Origin of the sequence: Streptomyces cavernae (assembly GCF_004023625.1) — a bacterium.
In the GTDB taxonomy this organism is placed as follows: Bacteria; Actinomycetota; Actinomycetes; order Streptomycetales; family Streptomycetaceae; genus Streptomyces; species Streptomyces cavernae.
The window spans coordinates 1-11,623 of the sequence record NZ_RPDJ01000093.1; the positions used below are offsets into that span (position 1 = coordinate 1).

The window sequence follows — 11,623 nt, forward strand, 5'->3', positions numbered from 1 at the left end:
GGTTCCGGTGGAGGTGGACGGCAGGGAGATGAGCCGCGTGCTGGGCAACCTCCTGGTCAACGCGATCCGGCGAACGCCCACGGACGGCACCGTCATGGTGGCCGCGGAACGCCTGCCCGACGGCGTGCTGCTGTCCGTGACGGACGGCTGCGGCGGCATCCCCGAGGAGGTTCTGCCGCGCGTCTTCGACACCGGCTGGCGCGGCACCCACGCCCGTACTCCGCCCGCCGGGGCCGGACATGGCCAGGCTCAGTCCGCCCCCGCCGGGGCCGGACTGAGCCTGGCCATCGTCCGCGGCATCGTGGAGGCACACCAGGGCCGTGCCACGGTCCGTAGACATCCCCGGCGGCTGCCACTTCGAGGTGGTGCTGCCCGCGGCCGCTTCCTGAAGCGGGCAGCACCACCGTTCTGGGCCTACGAGCGCATTCCGGCCCGCGCGAACTCCCGCATGCCCTCCTCGAAGCCGACCTCCGGCTTCCACCCCAGCTCCGCCCGCAGCCGGGAGGAGTCGGCTGTGATGTGCCGTACGTCCCCCAGCCGGTACTCCCCGGTCACGACGGGCTCGGGCCCGCCGCATGCGGAGGCCAGCGCCCGCGCCATCTCCCCGACGGTGTGCGGTTCGCCGCTGCCGGTGTTGTACACGGTGACCGTGCCCGCCGCCGCGTCAGCCTCCAGCGCCGCGACGTTGGCCGCCGCCACATCCCGTACGTGCACGAAGTCCCGTCGCTGACGGCCGTCCTCGAAGACCCGCGGGGCCTCACCCCGGGCGAGCGCCGAACGGAAGAACGAGGCGACCCCGGCGTACGGGGTGTCCCGGGGCATCCGGGGCCCGTACACGTTGTGGTAGCGCAACGACACCGCCGCCCCACCAGTCGACCGTGCCCACGCGGCAGCCAGATGCTCCTGGGCGAGCTTGGTGGTGGCGTACACGTTGCGCGGATCGGCCGGGGCGTCCTCTGTGACCAGCCCCGGCGACAGCGCGTCCCCGCACACCGGACAGCGAGGCTCGAAGCGCCCAGCGGCCAGATCGGGGACGGCCCGGGGCCCGGGCCGCACCACCCCGTGCCGCTCACAGATGTACCGCCCCTCCCCGTAAACCACCATCGATCCCGCCAGCACCAGCCGCCGTACGCCCTTCTCGGCCATGACGGTGAGCAGTACTGCGGTGCCGAGGTCGTTGCGGGAGACGTACTCCGCGGCGTCGGCGACACCGGAGCCGAGTCCGACCATCGCGGCCTGATGGCACACGGCGTCCACACCGGACAGGGCACGGGCAACCGCCTCCCGGTCCCGCACATCCGCGCCCGCGTCCTCACGCACGTCGAACACGAGGGGCTCATGCCCGCGCGCCGTCAGCGCCTCCACCACGTGGGATCCGATGAACCCGGCACCGCCGGTGACCAGTACACGCATGCCCCCACGCTAGGGCGGCGAACCCGCCTCGGCACGGGGCCGCGCCACCGCGTCACACCTCCGTAAGACAACGCGTCGGAAGGGACCGTGCAGGGCGCCCAGTTTGTCGGTCAGGCGCAGGTTCTCGAAAGTAGTCGACCGGGCAGACGATCACGGAGGGACGAGTGTCGTCGGGGACGGGCGAGGACGACTTCGGGGGCAAGGGCGGTCGGCCGTACATCGCTCGCTGTTGCCCAGTCAGGACGGTGACGCTGCCCATCTCCGCGGTGAAGATCACGAGGTCACTGTCGAACCCTCGGATCGGACCATCTCGTGAAACGCCCAGGCTCCGGAAGCGCTCCGGGTGAACTCCGCGACCGTCGCCGCGGTGGATTCGGAGACCTGGGCGAAGTCGTCTTGCACAAGCTCCTTGTACCCGTCGACCACCAGCACTCCGGCGTTCGATATGTCGTCGAATCTTCGCCGCTTCCGGATCAAGCTGCGGACTTTTCAGTCGAGCCCAGACGCACGGGCGGCATACTTTGGTCGGCCGTGGTGAGACCGAAGACGGATTTCCTGGCACCGGGTGCCTTCCTAGCGTGGCTGTGTGACGACAACCGGTACCAAGAACGCCAAGAAGGCGCCGCTGCGGCGCGGGGCCGTTCAGGGTGAGGAGCGGGCGCTGGCGCCCGATCTCGCACGCGGGATGATGCTCTTGCTCATCGTCCTGTCCAACACCGCCTTCCACCTTTGGGCGGCTCGGCACGGCCCTTCGGGGTGGCAGCCGGTCGACGGTACGTGGGCCGACCGCGCGGTCCAGTTCACTATGATCACCGTCTTGGATCTACGGGTCTATCCGCTCTTCGCGTTCCTCTTCGGCTACGGGATGATGCAGCTCTACCTGCGCCAGATTGAGGCCGGGACCTCGGAGCGCGCTGCGGTGGGGATCCTGCGCAGGCGTAGTCTGTGGCTGATCGTCATCGGGTTGTCGCACGCCACCCTGCTGATGGCCGGCGACATCGTCGGCTACTACGGGCTGCTGAGCCTCGTCCTTGGCTGGCTCTTCGTCAGGCGCAGTGAGCGTGCACTGAAGTGGTGGATCGGGATCGCGGCCGCACAGCTGGTGTTCTTCGCGGCACAGCCAGTAGTAACAGCCTTGCTCCGGGGCGAGTTGGGATCCCTGGGGGACTCGGGAGCGGAGGCGGGCTTCGAGGCGTACGCGTCGGGCGAGGAGAACGGGCTCGTGGCGCTCGGTACCCGGCTGACGACCGGTCTGTTCGTCACCTTCGCCGGTGCCCCGCTCGCGCTCATCGGCGGCGGCTACCTGGTTTTCCTGCTCGGCTTCTGGGCGGCACGCCGTCGCGTCCTGGAGGAGCCTGGGCGCCATCTGCGGCTGTTGCGCCGCATCGCGGTCACCGGCGTTGCGGTCGGCTGGCTCGGCGGGCTGCCCGCCGCGCTCGCCCACGTCGGGGCGCTCGAGGTGCCGGACGACGCACAGAGCGAGGAGGGGGCGCTCACCATCCTGCGGGATTTCACCGGGAACGCCGCCGGGATCGGCTATGTCGCCGCCGTCGCGCTGTTCGCGCACTGGTGGACCCAACGGCCCAGCCGACAGGGCCGGTGGGGCGCAACGGCCATCGTTGCGGTGTCCGCGGTCGGTAAGCGATCGCTGTCCTGCTACCTCGCGCACTCGCTGATCTTCTCCCCGCTGTTGGCGGCCTGGGGCCTCGGCCTCGGCGAGCACCTGACCAGCGTCACCATGGCGGTCTTCGCGGTCGGCGTCTGGCTGGTCACGGTGGCCGGGGCGTACGCCCTGGAGCGCGCCGGGCGACGCGGCCCGGCCGAGACAGTCCTGCGTCGGCTGGTGTACCGGCCCTGACGTGGACTGAAGTGACTGTGACAAGGCGTCACACGAACATTTTCCGGCGACGGCCACCACGCACTGTCCCAGGGAGCATGTTGGGTTGTGACCGTGTCCCGGGACAGCGCCGGGCGCTGGTTCGTGTCCCTGCTGTGCGAGGACGCCATCAGTGCGGCCCCCGACAAGAACGCGGCTGTCGGCCTGGATGCCGGGATCACCTCCCTGGTGACCCTGTCCACCGGGGAAAAGGTCGCCAACTCCCGGTACGAGCGGCGTGACCGGGCCCGACTGGCCCGCGCGCAGCGTGAGCTGTCGCGGAAGGCGAAGGGGTCGGCGAACCGGGAAGAGCGTTCCCTCGATTGCGCAGGTCGCTGCCGTTCCGGACCGGAACGGCAGCGACCTCGCCCGTTGGAGCGGTCGGCACTGCCCGGACAGGCACATTGCTGTCATGCGGCCTCTGGCCTGCGTCCGGACGCCACGGGCCGAGTCGTCCGGACGCCCCTCCTCGTCGGGTTCGTCTCGGACGGCTCATCCTCTCCACCAGGCGGCGGGCGGCCTCCAGACCGAGCCTCGTACCACCATCGGACCGGTACCGCTGTCAGCCCTTCTCGACCAGGTCGATCAGCTCTGCGGCGTGGGCGATGGATCCGTCGACACTGTGGACGGCGTACAGCGAGTCGACCATGAAGTGGTCGATCCCGGTGCGCTCGTGGACCTCCTTGATGACGTCGGCGACTTGCTGCGTCGTGGTGCCCGCGTCGATATTGACCCGGAGGACCGCATCGATCTGGGACGGGTCCCGGTCGGCGTCCTGGGCCAGCCGGTCGATGAGCGCCCGCTGGTTCACCAGTCCGTCGATGTCCACGTAGCTGGGCACCACGACGAGCGGCAGCCAGCCGTCACCGCGCTCGGCGACGCGCCGCAGAGCGCGCTCGGACAGAGCGCCGAGGTAGAACGGCGGGCGGGGGCGCCGGACGGGCTTGAGGGGAGCGTGGTGCAGGGGCACCGAAATCGACTCACCGCTGTACTGGGCCGGGTCGGTGGTCCAGATGGCGTCGAGAGCGTCGAGCAGTTCGTTCATCCTCGCGCCGCGCCGGGTGAAGTCCGTACCCGCGGCCTCGTACTCCTCCGGCGACCAGCCGATGCCGAAACCGGGCAGCAGACGTCCCTCACTGATGAGGTCGATGCTGGTGAGCGCTCTGGCCAGCTGCACCGGCGGATACAGCGGGGCGATGAGCACATGCGTGCCGAGCAGCACACGCTCGGTGGCGCTCGCCGCGATGCCCAGAAGCACGAACGGGTCTGCGGCCGCGTTGAGTTCGGCGGGGATGGTGTTGCCCAGCCCTCCGTATCCGATCTTCGGGTTGACGGCGGCCAAATTGCGGTCGCTCACCCACAGACTCGCGGCTCCCGCGTTCTCCACCTCACGGGCGAACTCTGCGGTCCGGGCTATGCCTAAAACCTGCTTGTGGAACTGCGGTAACGCAAAACCGATCTTCATCGCTGGTCCTTGCTCCATCGTCATTGAACAGTCACTGAACGGTCGCTGACCAGTCGTGGCAACCACCGGCAGTCCCCCTCGGGCGACCGCCTCACTCCGGTTTCCCTGGCAGCGAAACGGCGGTCGCGTGTGGTCGTCCACGGCCGCCGTGCACATTGAGGGTACATAAGTTGATCGCGCAACTACTTCGGTATCACTTTCGGCGTGTCGCGCGGCCAGGCTGGGCGAGCGATGCCGTCCGGTGGGCGCGTCCTTCCTCGAGTCGACGGTCGATGACGTGCGCCGGGAGTTCGAGACCAACTTCTACGGCCCACTGCTGGTCACCAGGGCCTTCGTTCCGGTCATCGAGCGCAACGGCGGCGGCCACATCCGCAACGTGCACTCCGTGCTGTCCTGGCTGGCCCTCGGCGGCTCCTGCAGCGCATCCAAGGCCGCCCTGTGGTCGCAGACCAACTCCCTGCGCCTGGAACTGCAGCCGCGCGGCATCGCCGTCACCGGACTGCACGTGGGATACGTGGACACCGATCTGGCGGCCGGCGTCGAGCGCCCAAGTCCGACCCCCGGGACGTCGCCGCACTCGCCCTCGACGTCGTCGAGACAGCCGCCTACGAGGTGCTCGCCGACGACATCTCGCGACAGGTCAAGGCAGGCCTCGCCGGGGACCTGGCAGGGCTGTACCCCCAGCTGTCGCAGTAGGGCGAGGGCGGAGCGAGGGTGGGGGTCGCGCGCCATGGTCGTCACCACGCGCCCATGGTCCCCGTCACGCACCACACCCGAACGGGGGTGGTCACGGTGTTCCCGGGACAGTCACGCCGCCGTGTTCAACAAGTCGGCCAGTACGTCGGGCCGTTCCAGGGCGATGAAGTGGCCGGCCTTCGGCACCTGCGTGAAGTCGGCGGCGGGCAGCAGCCGCTTGTTGGCCTGCCGGTCCGAGGGCCGGGACCAGTCCTTCTCGCCGTAGACGAGGTGGACGGGCGCCTTGACCTCGGGGTAGCGCGAGCGGGCCGCGATGAGGCTGGGCAGGGCCTGGTACACGGCGCGGGCGACGGTCGGGTAGCCGGGGCGGCCGCCCACCTGGAGGAGCTCGTCGACGTAGTCCTCCCGCAGTGCGCTCTTGTCGCCGAGGCCGCCTTGAAGGATCTTGCTGAGGGCGGGCCTGGGCTCCACCCCGGCGATCACCGGACCCACCCCCGGGGCGAGGACACCGGTGACCACGACCCGGGCGAGAAGGCTCGACCGGGCGATTCCGCCGCGGAAGTCGTAGGTGTTCACCGCGACGACGCGTCTTACCCGTTCCGGGAGATCGGCCGCGGTGGTCAGGGCGAGCACCGCCCCCATGGACTCCCCGACCAGCGTCACGTCCTCGAGGTCGAGTTCGTTGAGGATGGGGGAGCGGAGCAGTCGGCGGTGGCGGGGTGCCCCCACGTCGTCGGCGCCCCGCTCGCAGGGTTCAGTCCGCGGCGACAGGCGTCCGCCCGTCGGTTTCGGCCGACGCGTCGGTCTCCTTGGTGCTGAACCGGTCGTAGAAGCGGGCCCGGAGCCCGCCAGGACACCCTGCCCGGCAGTTTCGTGCCGGCCGTTTCCAGCGGGATGTGCACCACCAGCAGATCCGTCAGGACGGCGAACACCGCATCGACGCCGCACAGTTGGATGGTCAGCGCACCGCTTGTCCCGATCGCCGCGAGCAGCAGGCGCATCGGCAAAGCGCGCTCACCGCCAGGCGGCGATGGATCTGAGCCCGTGATGCGGTGGCGGGGAGTTGCGGTGGTGGGCGCGGTGGCCAAGGACGTCGGGGCCGGCTGCGGGGTCGGTCCGCAGCTAGGACTTGCGCGCGGAAACCGATTACTACGACGCCCAGGGCGACGCGGGTCTGACCCGGGGCTGGGTCATGATGGCCAACGCCCTCGTCGCGGCCGCGCTGTTCGGCTTCGGCGTGACGGGCTGGTACGACCGCAAGGGGCTGCACCGCATCCCGGTCGAGACGCAGCCCGAGAAGACCGGTGTCGAGGCGTAGCGGAAGGCGCCCCCGCATCACCCGGGACGGGGCCGCTGTGCGGAGTGGCCCAGGTGTGTGTCGCCCTGCGGGTGCGCGCACCATCATGGCTCGGCGACGGTCTTCCCCCGGGCCGTCGCCGAGCCTCTTGCCTGGCCGCCCGCTGGAAACCGATCGGTTTTCTTTTCGCTCGTTCCGGGTTAATCTCGCCGTATGACCACCGAAGTGAAACCAAGCCCCAGGGAGCGGCTGCTGGAGGCAGCGGCCACACTCACCTACCGAGACGGCGTCAGCATCGGCGTCGAGGCGTTGTGCAAGGCGGCGGGAGTGTCGAAGCGCTCCATGTACCAGCTGTTCGAGAGCAAGGATGAACTGCTGGCAGCAAGCCTGAAGGAGCGCGCCGCTGCCTACGTGGTGACCCTCCTCCCCGCGGCGGACGACGGTCGTTCACCCCGTGAGCGGATCCTGCACGTCTTCGAGCAGGTGGAATCACAGGCGGGTGCACCTGAGTTCCGGGGCTGCCGGTATCTGGCCGTACAGATCGAGCTCAAGGATCAGAGCCATCCTGCGAGCCGGGTGGCCCAGCAGATCAAGGCGAACCTGACGGCCTTCTTCCGTTCCGAGGCCGAGAAAGGTGACGCAGGTGATCCTGACCTGCTGGCCCGGCAGCTCAGCCTGGTTTTCGACGGCGCCAGCGCCCGTGCGGGGATCGGGGTCGACAAGCTGACGGGGCTCGTCGCGCCCACGGTGACCACCCTGCTCGATACGGCAGGCGTGCGCTGACGCATCGCCAGTCCGGAGAAGTCCCTCACTTCCGGGCACTCGAGGGAAGCCCGATGGCCGTAAGTGTGTTGCCGAGCATGCCGCAAGCGAAGAAGCCTGCGGTCTCGTCGGCATGGGCGCCCAGTGTCAGGTGGACGGTGTCCCAGATCCTCATCCAGTCGGCCCGGACGAGTTCACCGATCAGGCCGTCGCCCGGATGCTCCGCGTCCCCAAATACCGTGCCAGCCTCGTCGACCCCTACCGCGAGCACCTTCGCAAACGCCGGGCCGAGGACCCCGCCGTTCCCGTCAAGCACCGCTTCGAAGAAATCAAGGCCCTCGGCTTCACCGGCTGCCTGAACCTCCTGCACAAGTACATCAACCAGGGCCGCGCGGACGCCGACCGCAGCCACATCTCCCCGCGCAGGTTCGCCCGGATGCTGCTGACCAGGCCCGACAACCTCAAGGCCGAGTACCACGAGCTCCTGGCCAAGCTCACCGCTGCCTGCCCCGAGATGACCCAACTGGCGACCCTGATCCGGGACTTCGCTCAACTCCTGACGCCCCACACCGGAGATGCCGACGCGCTCACGCACTGGATCGTCCAAGCCCGCGCCGTCGACCTACCCCAACTCCACGACCCCGACTGCACCTGCATTGGTGAAGAGCCGCTCTTCCCCAGGCGCGGATGCGGAACGGCGCCCCGACGTTGACGACGAGCAACGCCGACGGCCCCGGCGGCAGCGTCAGCCGGGCGTACGGCGGCGCACCCTCCAGGTAGTAAAGATCGTCGATCAGCCCGTCCAGCGGCGGTTGCGGCACTCTGGACACGTACCCCATGCCCACAGCATCGCCGATGCCTCGTCGGCATCGCGCGCCGGGATGGTCCAGCCGCGCTTCCGCCGGCATCGAGTCGGCGCCGATCCCGGACGAGCGCCCGGCCGCGGACATGGAACGCGGGATGACCAGCGGTTTTCGACTATCTCCGAAAGCTGTGGTGCGGGGCGGGAGCCGGCCGCGACCATGGGCACGCGGGAGCGGCGCAGCCGCTGTCCCGACCTGCTCGCACCGGACCGTCCACAGGGGGATCACGAACCATGTCCACCAAGCGTTCTGTGCCCGGAGTGCTCGGCTCCGTGACCTTGGCGCTGGCCTCCGTCTTCGCTGCCGGCCCTGCCCAGGCGGCGCCGTCGGCCGCTGCCCCGACGTCCTCTCCGGCCCCCGCGGTACGGAGCTGCTGCCGCCCGGCGCCGGTGTCAGCTGCAGCTCGGGGAACTTCTGCGCCTCCGTCTGGGACCCGACGGCGAACCGGTTCCGCGTCTTCCACTTCTACAACTGCACCCGGTATTACCTGTCGAACTGGAACGACTGGGGCGAGGCCAAGAACAGTCAGACCGGCGGCGCCGTGGCGACCATCTACGGCTCGGGCGGCGACGTGATCAGGACCTTCCCCGCCGACAACAACGTCTACGCCGCAGACTGGACGCCCGTCCACTCCATCCGTAACTGCTGACCGGGGGACCATCGCTCATGCGTATCCGCATCGGGAAGAAGGCAGGCGTCCTGCTGGCCACCACCGCGCTGGCCGCGGGCACCGGGGTCGTCACCGCCCCCTCGGCGGTGGCGGCGAACCCCTGCTGGTACAGCGGCGGCAACTGGTGGTGCAACAACGTCTCCGGGGCGCCCGTCTACCGGACTCCGTACGTGACGGACGTCGTGGGCCGCATGTACAGCAACCCCAGCTGGTTCAAGTGCCGCTACGACTTCGGAGCAGAGGTGGGAGGCCCGCACCCCAACCGTTGGGTCTGGACCCAGGCCGACAACGGGGCGTGGGGCTGGATGAAGGACACGGACATCTACAGCGAGACGGATCCGCTGCCGGAGGCGTCGCCGTCCTGCCCGTAGAGGTCGCCCGCAGTCCTGCCGTGCGGTGACAGGGGCGGCGGCTCCGGTGGTGTTGCCCGGTGTCGGAACCGGCTGCGGGACTCACGGAACCGCTGGGGTGGACAAGGGCCTGCTCGCCGGTGCCGGCAACGGCTGGTCGCCGCGTGCAGGAAGGAGCAGGGCGTCGACCACACGGTCGACGCCCTGCCCGGGGACCGCGACGGGGCGCCGGACCGGCCCTCGGTCTTCACGACGTCGCCTGGGCGCGCCGAACGGATACCGAGTCGACGCCGACGGGCCGGGGGACGGCGGCGGGAGGACCGTCATTGCGGTGAGCACGCAGGACCGCTCTCTCGCTTCCCTGACACCCGAACGCAGGCGCGCCACAACGGCGACAACGGCGACGGGGGACGAGTTCCATCCGCAGGGCCGCCGACCCCGCGGGTATCGGCGTCGCCGACGGCACCGTCCGGGACGGCCTGGGCGGACGGGAACGTAACGCTCCTGCCCGTCGGCCGGGTGCCGTATGGACAGCACGGTCCGCGCCAACGAGTTCTGCCCGGCGAAGTGTTGGACGACCGGCCAGAAGATCACGGCCGGGGGATACACCAGCGACAAGCGCGGCCGGCTGCTGCTGAACGCGGGCGGGTCGGCCATGTCAGCGGCATCGGCCTAGAGGGCGACGCGACCGGCGGCGTCACCCGGCAGTGCTGTCGCCCCGGACCGTCCGGGTCGGCCCGGCCAGAAGCGGTGCACGCACCAGTCGATACGACCGCCCGGCACCGAGCCGGGCGGGCAAGGAGGGATTCCATGCGCACATCCCGCAGCAGACGCGCCTTCGGGTTGCCGCTGCCAAAGCCGTTAGTCCTCGCCGTCGCGGCCGTCCTCGCGGTGTTCGGGTTGTGGACGACTTCCCAGGCGGCCCAGGCGGCCCCCACGCCGACGCAGGCGACCGCGGGCGCCCGGCCCGACTTCCGGCTGCCCTTCGCCTGCAACGAGACCTGGCAGTTGCAGACGTACCAGGGACACAACCCCGACGACAAGAAGCTCGACATGTACCGCGTCGGCGGGCAGAGCCTCGGCGCTTCGGTCGTCGCCTCGGCTGCCGGCACGGTCACCGAGCGCTTCGAACCCGGCGGCCTGGAGATCAACCACGGAGGCGGCTGGTTCTCGGTGTACCTGCACATGGAGAGCATCGACGTGCGTCTGGGCCAGCAGGTCTCCTCGGGCGCGCCGCTCGGCAGGGTCGGACTCGTCGGGACGACCTCGGCACACCTGCACTACGAGCAGCTCTACGACACCAACGGCGACAACGACGGCGAGACGGACGAGATGGTGTATCCGGTGATCCAGGGCACCGAGTACCGGCTTTCCCCCTCCGGGACGTTCCCTCGCGTCACCAGCACCAACGCGTGCGGCGGCGGCCCCGCCCCCGAGCGGTTCTGGGTGGACACGTTCGCCGACGCCCCCGGCTACGCGGCGGTCGACTGCGTCGGCGACACCAGCCCCCGCTGCGCGGTCCAGGGCAAGCTGCTCAAGGGCACCAACTACGTCCTGTGCAAGAAGAAGGGCCACGAGGTGCGCGTGGGGACCTCCTACAACCACTGGTGGCTGCTCACCGACCTCGACGAAGTAGCGCCGGGCGGCTCGGGCCGCGCGTATGTCTCCGCGTACTACCTCCAACGCTGGGGAAATAACGAGGCCAAGGACAACGACGGGCGCGACATCAAGCTGTGCTGACCGACGTCGGCCTGGAGAGGCCGGGCCGGGCACTCCGCGGGTGCCGGACGATCCTTCGTCCGCACCGCCGGCAGCCAGGCCGCGGTCCGGCCCTTCTCCGCCGTGAGACGCACCCTGCACCACCGCACCGAGCGCGCTCCCGCTTCGTCGGCGACCGGCATCCCCTGGGAGAGCCGTTCTTTTCGCGTCGCCGGGGCCGGAGGCCGGTGGCGCGGTGGTGCCCTCGTGCGTCGGGTCCGGGGCGCCCACCGGGCATCGCGCCCGAGTCGTCGCCGTCGCCGTCGCTGTCGGGTCGGGCGGGCTCTGCCTCGTCGTACCGGCTTCTCGCCGGTCTGCGGGATGTTGCGCGGGCTCGCGGGCCGCGTCCACCGTTTTCGTTTTGTGGGCGGCGAGCGCCGGGTGCGAGCGCAGTTTGGCCAGCCCTCGTGCCGCCTGGCTCTTCACCGTGCCGACCGAGCACCGCAGCACCGCGGCGACCTCGCTTTCGCCGA

Annotated in this window: 8 protein-coding genes and 6 pseudogenes; 10 read left to right on the forward strand and 4 right to left on the reverse strand. The window is 70.0% G+C overall.

Going from position 1 to position 11,623, the window contains the following annotated elements:
* Positions 1 to 389: pseudogene (locus EF387_RS45805) on the forward strand (sensor histidine kinase); the annotation flags it as partial.
* 25 nt (positions 390 to 414) lie between these two features.
* On the opposite strand, the gene EF387_RS45810 reads toward EF387_RS45805, so the two are convergent.
* Positions 415 to 1,413, reverse strand: coding sequence for an NAD-dependent epimerase/dehydratase family protein (locus EF387_RS45810; protein ID WP_128382498.1), 999 nt, complete (start codon positions 1,411 to 1,413; stop codon positions 415 to 417).
* Between the two features lie 250 nt (positions 1,414 to 1,663).
* A pseudogene (locus EF387_RS49260) lies at positions 1,664 to 1,875 on the reverse strand (TerD family protein); the annotation flags it as partial.
* Positions 1,876 to 1,999: 124 nt separating this feature from the next.
* On the opposite strand from EF387_RS49260, the gene EF387_RS45820 reads away from it, so the two are divergent.
* A complete protein-coding gene (locus tag EF387_RS45820) occupies positions 2,000 to 3,271 on the forward strand; it encodes a DUF418 domain-containing protein (RefSeq protein ID WP_128382499.1) in 1,272 nt (423 codons plus the stop codon).
* Between the two features lie 87 nt (positions 3,272 to 3,358).
* Positions 3,359 to 3,601: pseudogene (locus tag EF387_RS45825) on the forward strand (transposase); the annotation flags it as partial.
* Between the two features lie 250 nt (positions 3,602 to 3,851).
* Here the strand turns inward: EF387_RS45825 and EF387_RS45830 are convergent.
* On the reverse strand, positions 3,852 to 4,754 hold the full coding sequence (locus EF387_RS45830) for a TIGR03619 family F420-dependent LLM class oxidoreductase (protein WP_128382500.1): 903 nt from the start codon (positions 4,752 to 4,754) through the stop codon (positions 3,852 to 3,854).
* A 241-nt stretch (positions 4,755 to 4,995) separates the two neighbouring features.
* Between EF387_RS45830 and EF387_RS45835 the strand changes: the two are divergent.
* Positions 4,996 to 5,450: pseudogene (locus EF387_RS45835) on the forward strand (SDR family NAD(P)-dependent oxidoreductase); the annotation flags it as partial.
* Positions 5,451 to 5,561: 111 nt separating this feature from the next.
* On the opposite strand, the gene EF387_RS45840 reads toward EF387_RS45835, so the two are convergent.
* Positions 5,562 to 6,398, reverse strand: a complete 837-nt coding sequence (locus EF387_RS45840; RefSeq protein ID WP_274389002.1) for an alpha/beta fold hydrolase — start codon at positions 6,396 to 6,398, stop codon at positions 5,562 to 5,564.
* Between the two features lie 199 nt (positions 6,399 to 6,597).
* Here EF387_RS45840 and EF387_RS45845 point away from each other — a divergent pair.
* From EF387_RS45845 to EF387_RS45875, 6 genes and pseudogenes are all read left to right on the forward strand, one after another.
* Positions 6,598 to 6,768: pseudogene (locus EF387_RS45845) on the forward strand (ABC transporter); the annotation flags it as partial.
* 192 nt (positions 6,769 to 6,960) lie between these two features.
* Positions 6,961 to 7,530 carry a TetR/AcrR family transcriptional regulator gene (locus EF387_RS45850; RefSeq protein WP_128382501.1) on the forward strand — a complete coding sequence of 190 codons (570 nt, stop codon included), beginning with the start codon at positions 6,961 to 6,963 and terminating at the stop codon, positions 7,528 to 7,530.
* Positions 7,531 to 7,723: 193 nt separating this feature from the next.
* Positions 7,724 to 8,146: pseudogene (locus EF387_RS45860) on the forward strand (ISL3 family transposase); the annotation flags it as partial.
* 892 nt (positions 8,147 to 9,038) lie between these two features.
* The gene (locus EF387_RS45870; protein WP_202918598.1) at positions 9,039 to 9,413 is read left to right on the forward strand and encodes a hypothetical protein; all 375 of its coding nucleotides are present in this window, start codon (positions 9,039 to 9,041) and stop codon (positions 9,411 to 9,413) included.
* Between the two features lie 505 nt (positions 9,414 to 9,918).
* The gene (locus tag EF387_RS47005; protein WP_155589851.1) at positions 9,919 to 10,068 is read left to right on the forward strand and encodes a hypothetical protein; all 150 of its coding nucleotides are present in this window, start codon (positions 9,919 to 9,921) and stop codon (positions 10,066 to 10,068) included.
* A gap of 134 nt (positions 10,069 to 10,202) precedes the next feature.
* A complete protein-coding gene (locus EF387_RS45875) occupies positions 10,203 to 11,132 on the forward strand; it encodes a M23 family metallopeptidase (protein WP_128382502.1) in 930 nt (309 codons plus the stop codon).
* The last annotated feature ends 491 nt before the right edge of the window (positions 11,133 to 11,623 follow it).

What these genes read in the sequence shown, in the direction of transcription:
- EF387_RS45810 (WP_128382498.1), bottom strand. Translation starts at nt 1,413, where the DNA reads ATGCGTGTACTGGTCACCGGCGGTGCCGGGTTCATCGGATCCCACGTG.
- EF387_RS45830 (WP_128382500.1), bottom strand. Translation starts at nt 4,754, where the DNA reads ATGAAGATCGGTTTTGCGTTACCGCAGTTCCACAAGCAGGTTTTAGGC.
- EF387_RS45850 (WP_128382501.1), top strand. Translation starts at nt 6,961, where the DNA reads ATGACCACCGAAGTGAAACCAAGCCCCAGGGAGCGGCTGCTGGAGGCA.
- EF387_RS45870 (WP_202918598.1), top strand. Translation starts at nt 9,039, where the DNA reads ATGCGTATCCGCATCGGGAAGAAGGCAGGCGTCCTGCTGGCCACCACC.
- EF387_RS47005 (WP_155589851.1), top strand. Translation starts at nt 9,919, where the DNA reads ATGGACAGCACGGTCCGCGCCAACGAGTTCTGCCCGGCGAAGTGTTGG.
- EF387_RS45875 (WP_128382502.1), top strand. Translation starts at nt 10,203, where the DNA reads ATGCGCACATCCCGCAGCAGACGCGCCTTCGGGTTGCCGCTGCCAAAG.